Here is a 16784-nt window from a genome sequence, read left to right as displayed (position 1 = left end):
CGCCTTACTGGTACTCGCATTCCGCCGCCAGCAGGCCTCAGCGCACCGCTTGGCGCCTGATTCCCCATACCGCCACCGGTACCGTCAAAAAGTTCACAACCGCGCGGCCGCGGCGATTGGCCTTCGGGAACGCCGTTGTTACAGTCGGTTTCGAGTGGCGTTATTTTGTATTAGATTCTCCGGCTCTGGTTCTACGAGGTGAGGATGGACAAGAAAGCTCAAACGGAACCATCGGCACGGCGCGTGTCCCGTTTGGGTGAATGGCTCGTCCAGGCGGCGCGGGCCTGGCCCGAGCGGCCCGCCCTGGAAACCGCCGACGGTCAGACGCTGACGTACCGCGAACTGCTCGCCCGCGTCGAAGACGGGGCGCGCCGCTGGCGGGCGGCGGGCGTGCGCGGTGGCGAGCGCATCGCCATCGCCGCCACGCGGTCGCCCGAGTCCATCGTCCACATCCTCACCGCCGCTCACCTGGACGTGGGCTATGTGCCGCTCGACCTGGCGTACCCCGCCGAACGCCTGGCCGCCATGCTCGATGACGCGCGCCCGCGCGCCGTGGTGGGCGAGGCATCGGCCCTGGGCCTGCTGCGCGAACGCGTGGGCGAGCTGCCCACGCTGGAGCGGCCCGCCCCCACCGCTTCGGGCCTGCACGCGGCCGAACCCGACCTGGCCTACGTGCTCTTCACCTCCGGCTCCACCGGCCGGCCCAAGGGCGTGGCCATGGGCGAGCGTCCGCTGCGCCACCTGATCCACTGGCACGTGGCGCACCCGCGCCTGGGCCAGGCCGCGCGCACCCTTCAGTTCGCGCCGCTGTCTTTCGACGTGCACTTCCAGGAGATCTTCTCCACCGTGGCCACGGGCGGTACCCTGGTGCTGGTGCCCGATGCCCAGCGCCGCGATCCGGCCCTGCTGCACCGCGCGCTGATCGACCTGCGCGTGGAGCGCCTCTTCGTGCCTTACGTGGCGCTGCAGATGATCGCCGACGCCTCGCGCGACGAGGCGCCGCGCCACCTGCGCGAAGTGGTCAGCGCGGGCGAGCAGCTGCAGGTGAGCCCGGCCATCCGCGCCCTGTTCCAGCGCCTGCCCGGCGCCGAACTGCACAACCACTACGGCCCCACCGAAAGCCACGTCGTCACCGCGCACGACCTCACCGGCGACCCGGCGCAGTGGCCCGAGATCCCCCCCATCGGCAAGGCCCTGCCGCACGTGCAGGTGGCCCTGCGCGAAGCGCACGACGACGGCGAAGGCTTCACCGTGGGCGAACTGCTGCTCGGCGGCGAAACCCTGGCCAACGGCTACCTGGGCCGCGCCGACCTGAGCGCCGAGCGCTTCCGCACCGACGTCGGCCCCGAGCCCGGCCCCGGTGGCCACACCTGGTATCTCACCGGCGACCTGGTGCGCCGCGACGAACACGGCGTGCTCACCTACCTGGGCCGCGCGGACCAGCAGGTCAAGGTCGATGGTTTTCGCATCGAGCCCGGCGAGATCGAGCTCGCCCTGATGGCGCACGAGAGCGTGAAGGAAGCCGTGGTGACCGCGCCCGAGCTGCCCGGCGCGGGCCGCCAGCTGGTGGCGCATGTGGTTCTGAACCCCGGCGCGGCGGGCGACGCGGCCAGCCTGTCGCCTCTGTGGCGCCAGCACCTGCGCGCGCGCATGCCCGAGTACATGGTGCCGGTGCGCTACGTGGTGCTCGACCGCCTGCCCGTCACTCCCAGCGGCAAGATCGACCGCCGCGGCCTGCCCCTGCCCACGATGGACGCGAGCCCGCTGGACGCCCGCGACCCGCTGGCCCTGGCGCGCCGGCTGTGGTGCGAACTGCTGGGGGTCGAACGCATTGCGGACGAGCAAAACATCTTCGACATCGGCGCCAAATCGCTGCTGGTGATGCGCTTCGTCTCGCGTGTGCGCGAGGCGGGCATCACCACCCTCGGCGTGGCCGACGTGTACGACCGCCCCACCCTGGCCGGCATGGCCGCCGCCATGGCGGGCACGGCCAGCGCGCCGCGCCGCCAGCGCCGCGCTGCCCCGGCCAACGCCGGCGGCGGCATCGCCATCGTGGGCATGGCCGTGCGCGTGCCAGGCTCGCCCGACCTCGAGTCCTTCTGGCAGAACCTGCTGGACGGCCGCGAGGGCATCCGCCATTTCCGCCCGGACGAGCTCGATCCCGCGGTGCCCGAAGAACAGCGCGCGCGCCCGAACTTCGTGCCCGCGCACGGCGCACTGGAGCACGCCGACCGCTTCGACGCCGCGCATTTCGGCGTCTCCGCCCGCGAGGCCGTGCTGCTGGACCCGCAGCAGCGCCTGATGCTGGAGCTCAGCATCAGCGCGCTGGAGCACGCCGGCATCGACCACACGCGCACCAGCGAGCGCGTGGGCGTGTACGCGGGCACCGGCAACAACGCCTATGCGCTCGCGCTGCGCCAGGAGAACCCCGAGCTCATCCGCCAGGTGGGCGAGTTCGCCACCATGCTGGCGAGCGAGAAGGACTACGTCGCCACGCGCATCGCCAACCGCCTCAACCTCAAGGGCCCGGCGCTCAGCATCCACACCGCCTGCTCCACGAGCCTGGTGGCCGTGGCCCAGGCCTGGCACGCGCTGGCCAGCGGGCAGTGCGACATCGCGCTGGCCGGCGGCGCCAACGTGCATGTGCCGCAGGCCACGGGCTACCTGCACGTGGAAGGCGGCATGGAGTCGGCCGACGGCCACTGCCGCCCCTTCGACGCCCAGGCCAGCGGCACCGTGTTCGCCAGCGGCGGCGGCATGGTGGTGCTCAAGCGCCTGGACGACGCCGTTGCGGCCGGCGACACCATCTACGCGGTGGTGCGCGGCGTGGGCCTCAACAACGACGGCGGCGACAAGGCCAGCTTCACCGCGCCCAGCGTCACCGGCCAGTTGGAAGCCATCCGCATGGCGCTGGAGCACGCCGGCGTCGACCCGCGCAGCATCGGCTACGTGGAAGCGCACGGCACCGCCACCGCGCTCGGCGACCCGATCGAGATCAGCGCGCTGAGCAAGGCCTGGGCCGAGGACACGCCGGACACGCAGTTCTGCGCCATCGGCTCGGTCAAAAGCAATATCGGCCACCTGGCCGCTGGCGCCGGCGTGGTGGGCCTGGCCAAGGCCGCGCTGGCGCTGCAGCGCGGCGTCATCCCGGCCACGCTGCACTACACCCAGCCCAACCCGCAGATTGATTTCGAGCGCACGCCCTTCCAGGTGGTGGCGCGCAACACGCCCTGGACCGAGGGCCATGGCGACACCCCGCGCCGCGCCGCCGTCAGCTCCTTCGGCGTGGGTGGCACCAACGCGCACGTGGTCATCGAGGCCGCGCCCGCCGCGCCGCCTTCGCCCGGCAACGAGGCCGAAGGCCAGCGCTGGGTGCTGCCGCTGTCCGCCCGCACGGCCGACGAGGCCCTGGCGCGCGCCCACGCCCTGGCCGACCACCTGCAGGCCCATCCCGAGCTGCCGCTGCCCGCCGTGGCCGCCACGCTGATGCGCGGGCGCCGGGCCATGGCGCAGCGCCTGAGCGTGGTCGCGGCCTCCACCGCGCAAGCCATCGCGGCGCTGCGCGGGCTCAAGTCCCCCACCGCCGCGCTGGCCGCGCCGCGCCTGGTCTTCCTGTTCCCTGGCCAGGGCTCGCAGCACCCGGGCATGGCGCGCCAGCTGTTCGACGAGGCCCCGGCCTTCGGCGAGGCCCTGCGGCGCTGCACCGAGGCGCTCAAGCCCCTGCTCGGCGGCACCGACCTGCTGCCCTGGCTGGTTCAGGCCGATCCGGCCGACGAGGCCATCGCGACCCAGTTGGCCGACACCCGCCACGCGCAGCCGGCGCTGTTCGCCATGTCCTACGCGCTGGCCAGCTGGCTCGACAGCCTGGGCCTCAAACCCGCGGCGCTCATCGGCCACAGCATCGGCGAGTACGCCGCCGCCTGCCACGCCGGCGTGATGCCGCTGGACGACGCGCTGGCCGCCGTGGTCGCGCGCGGCCAGGCCATGGCCGACCAGCCCCCCGGCGCCATGCTGGCCGTGCGCCTGGGCGCCGACGAACTGCGCGCGCGCCTGCCCGAAGGCATCGACATCGCCGGCATCAACGCGCCCACGCTCACCGTGGTCGCGGGCCCCTTCGAGGCCATCGAGTCGCTGGCCAAGGCCCTGGAAAGCAGCGAGGTGCACTGCACCCGCCTGCGCGTCTCGCACGCCTTCCACAGCGCCAGCATGGACGGCGCGCTGCCGCGCGTGCAAGCCGCGCTCGCCAAGGCCCACCTGGGCGCGCCGCGCCTGCCGGTGTACTCCTGCGTCAGCGGCGCGCCCCTGACCGCCGCCGAGGCCACCGACCCCGCCTACTGGGCGCGCCAGGTGCGCGCGCCCGTGCGTTTCAGCCAGGCCGTGCAGGCCGAGCTCGCCCAGGGCGAGTGCGTCTTCCTGGAAGTCGGCCCCGGCCAGGCGCTGTCCGCGCTGGTGCGCCAGCACCGCGGCGCGCAGAACGCGGCGCCGCGTTGCCTGGCCCTGCTCGGTCCCGCCAACCAGCCCGGCGAGCCCGCCGCGCACGCGCTCGCCACCATCGGCGCGCTGTGGTGCACGGGCGTGGACATCGCCTGGCCCGTGGCCGCGAGCGCGCGCCGCGCGGCCCTGCCCACCTACCCCTTCGGCGGCGAACGCCACTGGTTCACGCGCCGCGCGCCCTCCGCCACCCCCACCCTTTCATCGACCGGTGCCCCGGCACCCCAGCAGGCCCCTATTGCCATGAGTCGCATCCCCGCCGTCGAAGCCGAACTGCAACGCATCCTCAGCGATGTCTCGGGCCTGCCCGCCGACGAGATCGCGCCCGAAGCCAGCTTCGTGGACCAGGGCCTGGACTCGCTCTCGCTGACCCAGGCCACGCTGGAGATCGAGCGCGTGTTCGGCGTCAAGCTGCGCTTCCGCCGCCTGCTGGAAGACCTGGACAACACGCACAAGCTGGCGGCCCTGCTCGACGCCGAGATGCCGCCCGAGCGCTTCGCGCCGCCGGCGCCGGCCGCGGTGGCCGCGCCGGCCGTGGCCGATGCCGTCGCCCTGGTCGCACCCATGGCCGCGCCGCAAGCCGTCGCCCTGCCCGCCTTCAACGCTGCCCCGCTGGCCGCCGGCCAGGGCGGTGCGCTGCACACGCTCATCCAGCAGCAGATGCAGCTCATGTCGCAGCAGCTCGCGCTCCTCGCGGGCGCGCCGGTGGCGCCGGCCGCCGTGGCCGCGCCGATGCCCGCGCCGCTCGCCGCACCCGTCAGCGCCGCCGCCAGCGCGGCCGCACCCGTGGCCCGCGTCAGTGCACCCGCCCCCACCGCCGGGGGCAACACCCCCGGCGCCGACGGCAGCGAGCCCTCCATCAAGGCCCTGGTCGACAAGCCCTTCGGCGCCTCGCCGCGCCTCACGCTGCAGGCCGGGCAGGACTTCACGCCCGCCCAGCACCGCTGGATCGACGACTTCATCGCCAAGTACAACGCGCGCACCGGCAAATCCAAGTCCTTCAGCCAGGACAACCGCAAGGTCATGGCCGACCCGCGCGTGGTCACCGGTTTCAACCCGATGTGGAAAGACCTCGTCTATCCCATCGTGGTCGAGCGCTCCAAGGGCGCGAGCCTGTGGGACCTGGACGGCAACGAGTACATCGACCTGCTCTCCTGCTTCGGCGCCAACATGCTGGGCTACCAGCCCGACTACCTGCTGCAGGCCATGCACCAGCAGCTCGACCGGGGCCTGGAGGTCGGCCCGCAGCACCCGCTGTCGGCCGACGTCGCGCGCCTCATCTCGCAGTTCACCGGCATGGAGCGCGTGGGCTTCTGCAACACCGGCTCCGAGGCCGTGATGGGCGCCATGCGCATCGCGCGCACCGTCACCGGCCGCAAGAAGATCGCCATCTTCAGCAACTCGTACCACGGCATCTTCGACGAGGTCATCGTGCGCGGCACCAAACAGCTGCGCTCGCTGTCGGCCGCGCCGGGCATCCTGGCCAACGCGGTCGAGAACATCCTGGTGCTCGACTGGAACAGCGAGGAATCGCTCAAGGTGCTGCGCGAGCAGGGGCCGCAGCTCGCGGCCATCATGACCGAGCCGATCCAGAACAAGTACCCCAACATCCGCCCGCGCGAATTCGTGCGCTCGCTGCGCGAGATCGCCGACCAGAACGGCTGCGCGCTGATCTTCGACGAGGTCGTCACCGGTTTTCGCGTGGCGCGCGGCGGCGCCCAGGAGTTCTACGGCGTGCGCGCCGACATCGCCACCTTCGGCAAGGTCATCGGCGGCGGCCTGCCCTTCGCGGCCATCGCCGGCAACGCCAACTGGCTGGACGCCCTGGACGGCGGCCACTGGCAGTACGGCGACCACTCCTACCCCGAGGCGGGCGTCACCTACTTCGCCGGCACCTTCGTGCGCCACCCGCTGGCCCTGGCCGCGGCCAAGGCCTCGCTGGAGCACATCGACCGCGCGGGCCCGGCCTTCTACACCGAGATCAACGCGCGCACCCAGCGCATGATCGACCGCCTCAACGCCGGCTTCGCGCAGCGCGGCGCGCCCTGCGACGCGGTGCACTGCGCCTCCATCTGGCGCCTGCACTGGGACGAAGGGCAGAAGAACGTCAGCCTCTTCTACTACCTCATCCGCCACCTGGGCCTGCACGTCTACGAGCAGTTCGGCCACTTCGTGACCGAGGCCATGACGGAGGAGATCACCACCCGCATCGCCGACACCATCCTGAAGGCCCTGGACGAGCTGATGGCCCTGGGCTTCATCACGCGCCGCGACGGCGGCTCGCCCGGCGGCGGCCAGCCCGTGGAGCCCACGCCCGCGACCACCACCGCCACCGCGGCCCCCACCGAGGCCGCCCTTTCGCCCGGCCAGACCGAGCGCTGGCTGGTCGGCGCCTTCGACGACAACGCGCGCCGCGCGCTCAACGAGTCCTTCTGTGTGAGCCTGCAGGGCGGCGCCGACAAGGCCGCGCTGCGCCAGGCCCTGCAAGACGTGGCGCAGCGCCACGCCGCCTTCCACCTGGCCTTCGACACCAGCGAGCCGCGCCAGAGCCTGCAGCCGTTGAAGCCCGTGGCCATCGCCGAGGTGGACCTGCGCCACGAGGCCGACGCCGATGCCGCGCTCGACGCCTTCTGCACCCAGGCCAGCCGGCGCGACTTCCCCTTCGACCAGGCCCCGCTGGCCGCCTTCAGCCTGCTCGAGCTGTCCGACGGCCGGGTGGTGGTGCACGTGGTCGCCAGCCACCTGATCTTCGACGGCTGGGCCTCCAGCGTCTTCAACGCCGAGCTCGCCGAGGCCTACCAGGCGCGCCGCCAAGGCATGGCGCCGGCCTTCGCCAAACCCGCCGAGTCGCCGCTGGCCTTCGCCGCCGCCGAGCAGGCGCGCCAGGACAGCGCGCAGGCCCGGGAAGCGCTGGCGTTCTGGACCGACGTGATGCAGCAGCCGCCCCCCCCGGTGAACCTGGGCGACCGCAGCCCGGCCGGGCGCCGCCAGTTCACGGCCGACACCGTGCGCGTGCGCATCGAGGGCGCGCGGCTGGAGCAACTGCGCCAGCGCGCCAAGGCGCGCGGCGCCACCCTGTTCCAGTGGCTGCTCGCCGCCGTCACGCGCCTGATCCAGGAACGCGGCGGCCAGGAGGAGTTCGTCGTCAGCATCCCCTACGCCAGCCAGGCGCTGCAGCGCCATGGCCCGCTCATGGCCGACGGCGTGCTCGACCTGCCGCTGCGACTGTCGTGCTCGCCACAGGACACCGATGAGGCGCTGCTCACGCGCGTGCGCTCGCACCTCATGGATGCCTTGGAGTACCCGGTCATGACGCAGGGCACGCTGGCCCGCGCCCTGGGCCTGCCCAGCCGCGGCGACCGCCCGCCGCTCACCGGCATCTACTTCAACCTCAACCCCAAGGTCGACCTCTCGGGCTACCTGCCGCTGCGCGCCGCCCTGCACGAAGGCCGCAAGCAAGGCCTGCTGGCCGAGCTGTTCTTCAACTTCTACGAGCAGGACGCCGCGCTCACGCTGGACCTGCACCACAGCGCCGAGTTCTTCAGCCTGGAGCGCGCGCAATCCCTGGTGGACGGCCTGCTGGCGCAGATCGACCGGCTCAACGGCGCGCCCGCCATGGCCGCGCCCGCCACGCCGAGGTCGCCCGCCGCGGCGGCGCCGGCCAGCGCCGCCACGCCCACCGTCGACCCGCGCCTGAGCGCCTGGAACCGCGCCACCGACACGCCGTTCGACGTCACCACGCGCGTCGAGGCGTCCATCCGCCAGCAGGCCCAGGCCACGCCCGACGCCATCGCGGTGATCGCGCACGGCGCCCCGCTCACCTACGCGCAGCTCGAACAGCGCGCCCGGCGCTTCGGCCAGCTGCTGGCGCAGCGCGGCGTCGGCCCCGGCCACCTGGTGGGCGTGTGCATGGCGCGCGGCCCCGAGCTGGTGCCCGCGCTGCTGGGCATCCTCAAGACCGGCGCCGCCTACGTGCCGCTGGACCCGAACTTCCCCAAGGACCGCCTGAGCTACATGGCCGAGGACGCGGGCCTGCGCCTGGTCATCACCGAATCGGCGCACGCCGCGCTCAGCGGCCTGCCGCGCGAGCAGCAGATCCGCGTCGACGACGACCGGGCCCTGATCGACGCCGCACCCGACACCGAGCCGCCCGCGCCGCAGAACCCCAGCGGCGACGCGCCGATGTACGTGATCTACACCTCCGGCTCCACCGGCAAGCCCAAGGGCGTGGTGGTGCCGCAGCGCGCGGTCAGCAACTTCCTCATGACCATGCGGCGCGAGCCGGGGCTGACGGCCAGCGACCGCCTGCTCGCCGTCACCACCCTGTCCTTCGACATCGCGGTGCTGGAGCTCTACCTGCCGCTGGCCACCGGCGCCTGCACCGTGCTCGCGCAGCGCGAGGAGATCATGGACGGCGAGGTGCTGGGCCGCCTCATCGCCGAGCAGCGCATCAACGTGATGCAGGCCACGCCCACCACCTGGCACATGCTGCTGGACGCCGGCTGGCGCGCGCCCGCGAACTTCCGCGCCCTGTGCGGCGGCGAGCCGCTGCCGCCCTCGCTCGCCGCCCAGCTGCTGGACCAGAAGATCGAACTCTGGAACATGTACGGCCCGACCGAAACCACGGTCTGGTCCACGGTTCAGCGCATCACCGACGCCACGCAGAAGATCAGCATCGGCCACCCCATCGCCAACACCCAGGTCTGGGTGCTCGACGAACAGGGCCGGCCCTGCGGCATCGGCCAGGAAGGCGAGCTGTGCATCGGCGGCACCGGCGTGGCCAACGGCTACTTCAATCGCCCCGAACTCACGGCCGAGCGCTTCGTGGCCGACCCCTTCAGCGCCGTGCCGGGCGCGCGCCTGTACCGCACCGGCGACCTCGCCCGCTGGCTCGACAACGGCACCCTGGAACACCTGGGCCGCCTGGACTTCCAGGTCAAGATCCGCGGCTACCGCATCGAGCTCGGCGAAATCGAGGCCCGCCTGGCCGCGCTGCCCGGCATCGCGCGCACCGTGGTCATGGCGCGCGAGGACACGCCCGGCGACGTGCGCCTGATCGCCTACGCCGTGCCGGCCGCCGGTGCCGCGCCCGAGCCCGCCGCGCTGCGCGAAGCCCTGCGCGGCGGCCTGCCCGACTACATGCTGCCCCAGCAGGTGGTGCTGCTCGACGCCCTGCCCCTGCTGCCCAACGGCAAGATCGACCGCAAGGCCCTGCCGCAGCCCGTGGCCATGGCCCCGGCCGCCAGCGGCCCGCTCACCGCCGCCGCCACCGACACCGAGCGCGCCGTGCTGGAGGCCATGCAGGCCGTGCTCAAGCTGCCCGCCATCGGCGCCGACGAGGACTTCTTCGCGCTCGGCGGCCACTCGCTGCTCGCCGCCAAGCTCATGGGCCAGCTCAACAAGGGCCTGGGCCTGCAACTGAACCTGCGCGTGCTGTTCGAATCGCCCACGGTGCAGAAGCTGGCGCGCGCCATCGACGAGCAGCGCGGCGGCAAGGCCCCGCAGCGCCCGCCGCTGGTGCACCAGCCCGAGCGGCGCCAGGCCCCGCTCACGCTCATGCAGGAGCGCATCCGCTTCATCGAGGAGATGCACCCCGGCCGCGTGGTCTACAACGTGCCCTCGGCCCACCGCCTGCGCGGCCCCATGGACGAAGCCCTGTTCGACCAGGCCTTCCAGGCCATGGTGCGGCGCCAGGCCTCGCTGCGGACCATCGTCGTGCGCGACGGCGACACCTGGGTGCAGCGCACGCTCGACAGCGTGCCCTGCTCGCTGCTGCCCGTCGAAGACCTGAGCCACGTGCCCGAGGCCCGGCGCGAGGAAGCCATGGCCGACCTCGTCGCCACCTGGGTGGCCCAGCCCTTCGCCCTGGACCAGGCCCCGCTGTTCCGCGCGCGGCTCATCCGCATGGACGAGCGCCACCACATCTTCTTCTTCATGACCCACCACGTGGTGTGGGACGGCTGGTCCTTCGACCTGCTGTACGAGAACATGAGCGCGCTCTACTCGGCCCTGCTGGAGAAACGCGAGCCCGTGCTGCCCGCCATGCCGCTGCAGTACGTGGACTTCGCCGCCTGGCACAACGAATGGATGCAGGGCGAAGAAATCGCCAGCCAGCTCGACCACTGGCAGCGCCAGTTCCTCAAGCGCCCCGTACCGGCCGCGCTGACCGACCTGCCGCGCCTGCCCGGCGCGCAGCGCGTGGGCAGCACCGAGTACATGCGCATCGAATCCGCCCACGCCGAGCGCGTGCGCGAGGTCGCCAAGCAGACCGGCTCCACGCTGAGCATCGTCGCCCTCGCCGTGTACGCGGTGCTGGCCTCGCAGCTGCTGCACGACCCCGAGCCCACCATCGGCGTGCCGGTGCGCGGCCGCCCGCACCCGGACCTGGAGCCCATCATGGGCTTCTTCAACAACATGCTGCCGGTGCGCCTGGCCGTGCGGCCCGAGATGAGCTGGCTGGAGTGGATCAAGCACGTGCGCGCCACCATGGTGGACGCCTTCGCCAACCAGGACGTGCCCTTCGAGCGCCTGTCCGCCGCGCTGGAGACCGCCCAGCCCGGCCAGCACGGCCGCCTCTACCAGGCCCTGTTCACCTTCCAGGACGCGCGCGCGCGTCCCGCCAACTGGGGCCCGCTCACGCATGAGCGCACGCGCTTCAAACACCGCGGCGCCACCGAGGACCTGAACTTCTGGCTGGTGGAAATCCCCAGCGGCATCGAAGGCGGCATCCAGTACGACACCCAGCTCTTCCTGCCCAGCACCGCGCAGTTGCTGCGCGAGCGCTTCATGGCCACGCTGATGGGCCTGGCCGACAACCCGAACCGCCGCGTGGCCGACGCCCTGCTGCCCGGCGCCGCCGAGCTCGAGCGCCTGCGCGCGCTCGACGCCGCGCCGGTGGCCGGCCACGACCTGCTCAAGGCCCTGGCCCGCGCCGACGGCGCGCCGCTGCTGCGCCACGGCGCCAGCGCCCTGGACGGCGCCGCGCTGCAGGCCCGCGTGGCCGCCGCGCGCGAGCGGCTGGGCGCCGGCAGCGGGGCCGTGGAGATCGCATCCACCGACCCCATCGAAGCCCTGGCCAGCGCCCTCGCCGCCTTCGGTGCGAACCGCGCGCTGCGCTGGCCCGGCGGCGCCGACACCGACGCCCGCCGCTGGAGCGACACCGTGGAAGCCCTGGCCGCCCAGGTGCAGCTGCTGCCCGGCGACCGCCTCGTCGCCCACGGCGGCCACCCCGGCCTGCGGCTGGCCCTGCTGGGCCTGGCGCTGCGCCACGGCGTGGAGCTGGTGCTGGCCGACGGCCCCGGCGCGCCCGAGGCCGTGGAGGCCCTGCACGCCGACAACACCGCCCTGGTCTTCGCCGACGCCAACGGCTGGGCCACGCTGCTGCAGGCCAACGCCGGGCGCGCGCTCTCGCTCATCGCCGCACTGGACGTGCGCGAGGCCAGCCCCGAAGGCATGCAGGCCCTGGCCGACACCCAGGCCAGCGCGCTCAACCTGGCCCTGGACCCCGCCACCGGCCTGCCCCTGGCCATGGGCTGGGCGCACGGCCCGGCCGACCACAACAGCTTCGGCAAGCCGCTGCTGCCCGACAGCCTGCGCATCGGCGACGCGGCCGAGCGGCCGGCCGCCATCGGTGTGGCCGCGCCGCTGTGGGCGCGCGGCGCCGACGGCACCTGGCGCGCCACCGGCACGCTCGCGCGCTGGCGCTCCGACGGCGTGCTGCAGGCCATCGGCGAAGACGGCGCGCACGCCGTGATCGCCGGCCAGCGCCTGGCGCTCGACGCCATCGAACAGGACATCGCCCAGCTGCCCCTGGTGGCCCGCGCCGCCGCCGCGCTGCAGATCGGCCCGCAAGGCGAACGCCACCTGCTGCTGGGCCTGGAGCCCGACACCGGCCTGCAGGACGCCGGCCTGGACGCCCTGCTGCAGCGCGTGGACCAGCGCCTGGCCCAGCACCTGCCCGCCGCCGCGCGCGCCCACCTGCAGGTGCTGTGCTGCGAACGCCTGGCCACCACCGCCGAGGGCCGCTTCGCGCCCACCGCCTCGCGCCTGCGCCGCCGCGACAGCGCCGCCTCGGCCGCCGACCACTTCCAGGGCACGGCCACCGAGCGCGAGATCTTCCTCGTCTGGAGCGAACTGCTGGGCACCACCGCCATCCGCCGCAACGACAACTTCTTCGACCTCGGCGGCACCTCGCTGAGCGCCATGCAGGCGGTCCAGAAGCTGGAGAAGCGCGTGGGCAAACAGGTGAGCCCGCGCCGCTACGTCTCGGAAACCCTGGCCCAGCTCGCCGCCGCCTACGACGGCCAGGCGGCCGGCGCCACCACCGCCCCCGAAACCGATGCCCCGTCCCTCCCGCCGAAGAACGGTGGCGGCCTGATGTCGCGCCTGCGTCGCCTGGTGCAAGGCGCCTGAAGCGGTGAACAGCCAAGCCTGTTACCGTCGCCACCCATGACGATCTCGATCCGGCACTTCGGCCACTGGGACCGGCCGATGGTGGGCATTCACATGGCGGCCGACGGCGGCGCCAGGCCGCGCGCGCGCTTCCTGCTCTGCCGCCCCCTGGGCCAGGAAGCCGTGCGCAGCTCGGCCGTCTTCCGCGTGGCTGGCGAACGGCTCTCGCGCGAGGGCGTGGAATCCCTGCGCTTCGACTACCACGGCACCGGCGACTCGCCCGGCGACGAGGGCGCGCAGTCGCTGGACGACTGGGTGCGCGACACCCTGGCCGCGCACGAGCAGCTCCTGGGCGAGGGTGCCGGCGGCGGCGAACCGCCCGTGCACTGGTTCGGCATGGGCCTGGGCGCCGTCATTGCCCTGCGCGCCGCGCTGCTGGCCAAGCACCCGCCGCGCCACCTGGTGCTGTGGGAGCCGGTGTTCAACGGCCCGGGCTACCTGCAGGCCCTGATCGCCGGCCACAAGGCCGAGCTGGCCATGATGTTCGCCCAGCCCTGGGAACAGATCGCGGCCAGCGGCAAGGTGGCCGAACCCACGCTGCCCGGCGACGTGCTGGGCTTTGACTTCGGCGAGCGCCTGGTCGCCGACCTGCGCGCCCTGCCCGACCTGAACGTGCTGCCCGCGCTGCGCCGCGGCCTGCGCATCACCTGCGCCGTGCGCGGCGACCAGCCCCACCCGCTGGCCGCCCACGCCGGCCTGGCGGCCCTGAAGCTGCACACCGTGGAACACCCCACCGACTGGATGTCCAGCCAGGCCATGGGCACCGCCATCGCGCCGCCCGACATCCCGCGCGTGCTGCTCGCCACCCTCGATTGACCCGCATGCAGGAGCAGACCCGAACCGTCGGCGCCGAAGGCCACCTCGTCGCCACCTTCACCCCCGCCCAGGGCGCGCCTGGCGCGGCACCGCCCGTGGTGGCCGTGCTCAGCAACTCCGGCGTCATCCCGCGCGGCGGGCCGCACCGCATCAACGTGCTGCTGGCGCGCGAGTTCGCCGCCATGGGCATCCCCTCGGTACGCTTCGACATGAGCGGCCTGGGCGACAGCCAGCGCAGCGACAGCACCCGCTCCGTCACCGAGCAATGGGTGGCCGACACGCGCGAGGTGATGGACGCCGCCCAGGCCCAATTCGGCTGCGCGCGCTTCGTGATGGTGGGCCTGTGCTCGGGCGCCATCATCGGCCACCTGGTGGCGCTGGAAGACCCGCGCATGCGCGCCGTGCTGCTGTGGGACATGTACGCCTACCCCACGCTGCAGTCGCGCCTGCGCAAGCTGGCCTTCAAGATCGGCCGCGCCGGGCTCCTGGGCTCGGCGCAGAAGGCCGGCGTGATGCTGCTGCGCCAGCTGCGCCTGATGCCACCCGACGACGCGCCGGCCAAGCCCAAGGGCGAGATGTCGGTGTCGCCGCCGAAGGACGAATTCATGGGCCGCGTCGACCGGCTCACCAACCAGGGCGTGGAACTGCTGTTCGCCTACTGCGGCGGGCAACCCGAATGGTTCAACCACCGCGGCCAGTTCGCCGCCATGTTCGCGGGCCAGCCCTGGCTGCCCAAGGTGTCCTTCGAACTGCTGGAAACCACCGACCACCTGATCACCAGCGGGCCGGCCAAACGGGCGTTCATCGAGATGACGACGGGGTGGGTGAGGGAGCGGGTCGTGCCGGGGGTGGGCGCTGCTTCGAGTGGATGACGTAGCCTCGCTTCAGGGGATGAGCCTGGGGTCAACTCCACTCTGCAATCTAACGTTGATTTAGCCGGGCACGCTGGAAAGGCATGCGCTAGTTTTTGGGGCCGGTGCACTTGAGCCTGGCAGATTCACCGCTTGCCGCTCGCTCCATCGCCACGCAGAACTCGTTGGAACGAAAGTGCGTAGGACTCTTCGTTCCCAAGAGGTCATTTTCAGCAATCGCCCCAAACGGCAGTTCCGTGGCCGCACTGCTTTTCGCGCAGGTCAGACTCATGCCCTTGGTTTCGTTTTGCGTGTCAGAACCCTTGAGGGCTGCGCCACACAGTTCGGGCGTGAGCCAGTCGATCTGCATCAAGACCAAGCCGTTCCAAGCCATCTGCGAAAAGCGCCCGCCGTCATTGACAAGCTCGATCGGATGCATCGTCTTTTGAGCCTGGGCGGCGCCACCCATCATCAAGGCGGCTGCAACCATGAACGAAATCGTCTTCATCGGTCCCTCCGTTGTTGCGCGCAATTCTGCCGCGGAACTTAGATGGTCGCTACTCGGCTAGAGCCGCTCTAGTCAGCTGGCACGGCTCGCGCGGCGAAGCGCTGGCTGCGGTCATTGCGCATCTCTGCTACTCGGCGGCGGATGAACAGCGTCGCCATCGCCGCGCGCCCAATTGGGCCGGATGGTCATGTGCCGCATTCTGGCCGACACCGCAGAGGCCCGCTGTCCGCTCCGGTCCCGCCTCGGATAGCATGGCGCTTTCGGCCAGAAGCGGACGTCTCTCTGTCGCAGGAGCAGACGTTCAACGTTTGAACTCACCCGAGGGCGGAAGCGGGCGAAGGCCGCTGTAGCACTTCGGGTGCAGTGAAGGGTTAGGCGTCTCTGATATGCCTAAGCACCCGGGGCAGGACATCAAGCTGAGCATCCGAAGGCGATGTGTCGCGCGAGCTCATGGAGCGCTTGGCGCTTGCTCGGTTGATGAGATCAACCACGAAGCTCTCCACGTCGTGCAAGTGCCTGCGAAGGCGCGTGATCTCGGCATGTGCTGAGGAGAGTTGAGATTCAAGCTGTCCGACGACGCGCCGGTAGTCTTGAAGCGTGTACTCTGAGCGTGCGAGGCTCACTTCTCGGCCGCTAATGCTCAAGGGTACTTCGTCGTACTCGCCCCAAAGTTCCAAAGTTGCTCCAGTCGCCTTTACATCCACGATTGCCTCAGACTGGTAGTGCGCTAGCGCTGACTCTACGTTTTGGGTACCCACAGGATCAATGACGCAGGCAGTGAGCACGGGCACCGCGATCTCCTGATTGAAGAAGTCTGGGACGAGCCGGACAACAAGGTTGTTGTCGACACGGCTCCAACCGTCCAGGATGTAGAAGGACTCGAGATCCGAGGTCATCGCGCTTGAGACGCCTAACGTAGAAGGGACCGGCGGACAGTAGGCTGGCGAAAGCCAACCGATAGGACGTCCGTGTCGACTGCCATGTTATCCCTCATCCGAGAGACTCACGCTACTGTGCCAGCCGTCAACGCTCAAACCAAAGCGCTGTTCCGGGGGAAGGTTCTCACAGAGTGCGTGCATGGCTTGCTCCACGGCCTTTACGCAGCGCTTGGCATTCGCAATCGTGATATCTCGTTCAAGCTTCGACTCCGGCCGGTCGGCCAACGGATCATCCAGGTCGCGCTCTTCGATTTCCTTCTGGTCTGAGATGTGCTCGGGTTTCGGATGCGCAATCTGATTTCGGAGCTTTCCGAGCCACCTCAGAGTGCGCCATGGCTCGGCAGAGGCGTCATAGGTAACGCCCAGACGCTCTGCTAACAGTCGCATCTTGGCGGTGGGACTGGCACTTTCGAAGTCTTTCCAGCCATCTATTACCCTGTCGCCTATCGCGTTGCCGAGTCCTTCAACCGCCAGCGCCGCGAATGTAAGAGCGACGAACGTGTCGTTGAACCAACCGGGCTCCTTCTTCTCGGCCTTCGCCAGGCTCCGCTTAGCAATGTTTAGGAGCGTGTGGTGCGCCGAGTAGTAGCGCTCACGCCGCTGCTTCAACTTCTTCGGCTTTGCCATGAGGGATAACGTTTGAGCTGAGCGGACGCCACCGGCAAGGCGCCTGGGCCACGCGGTGCATGATGAACGCAGTGGGCTCCGCGCGGCCCAAGTGCCTTGCCG

Annotated in this window: 6 protein-coding genes; 3 read left to right on the top strand and 3 right to left on the bottom strand. The window is 71.4% G+C overall.

Annotated features, from left to right (window positions below):
* Window positions 1-243: 243 nt before the first annotated feature.
* From JNX00_RS09315 to JNX00_RS09305, 3 genes are read left to right on the top strand one after another with little or no spacing between them, the layout of a single operon-like run.
* Complete coding sequence (locus JNX00_RS09315) at window positions 244-12903, top strand: non-ribosomal peptide synthetase/type I polyketide synthase (RefSeq protein ID WP_204744780.1); 12660 nt, start codon at window positions 244-246, stop codon at window positions 12901-12903.
* Between the two features lie 36 nt (window positions 12904-12939).
* Window positions 12940-13758 carry an alpha/beta hydrolase gene (locus tag JNX00_RS09310; RefSeq protein WP_204744779.1) on the top strand — a complete coding sequence of 273 codons (819 nt, stop codon included), beginning with the start codon at window positions 12940-12942 and terminating at the stop codon, window positions 13756-13758.
* Window positions 13759-13763: 5 nt separating this feature from the next.
* The gene (locus JNX00_RS09305; RefSeq protein WP_204744778.1) at window positions 13764-14630 is read left to right on the top strand and encodes an alpha/beta hydrolase; all 867 of its coding nucleotides are present in this window, start codon (window positions 13764-13766) and stop codon (window positions 14628-14630) included.
* 88 nt (window positions 14631-14718) lie between these two features.
* Here JNX00_RS09305 and JNX00_RS09300 read toward each other — a convergent pair whose 3' ends face one another.
* The 3 genes from JNX00_RS09300 to JNX00_RS09290 all read right to left on the bottom strand — a co-directional run bounded on the left by JNX00_RS09300 (window position 14719) and on the right by JNX00_RS09290 (window position 16682).
* On the bottom strand, window positions 14719-15117 hold the full coding sequence (locus JNX00_RS09300; RefSeq protein WP_204744777.1) for a hypothetical protein: 399 nt from the start codon (window positions 15115-15117) through the stop codon (window positions 14719-14721).
* 371 nt (window positions 15118-15488) lie between these two features.
* Window positions 15489-16013 carry a hypothetical protein gene (locus tag JNX00_RS09295; RefSeq protein ID WP_204744776.1) on the bottom strand — a complete coding sequence of 175 codons (525 nt, stop codon included), beginning with the start codon at window positions 16011-16013 and terminating at the stop codon, window positions 15489-15491.
* A gap of 87 nt (window positions 16014-16100) precedes the next feature.
* Entirely contained in the window at window positions 16101-16682 is a 582-nt protein-coding gene (locus JNX00_RS09290) for a hypothetical protein (protein WP_204744775.1), read from the bottom strand.
* Between the last annotated feature and the right edge of the window lie 102 nt (window positions 16683-16784).

The organism is Hydrogenophaga sp. YM1 (assembly GCF_016903055.1).
In the GTDB taxonomy this organism is placed as follows: domain Bacteria; phylum Pseudomonadota; class Gammaproteobacteria; order Burkholderiales; family Burkholderiaceae_C; genus Hydrogenophaga; species Hydrogenophaga borbori.
Note: the sequence above shows the minus strand (reverse complement) of the source record. Positions and strands in the feature narration are given on the sequence as shown.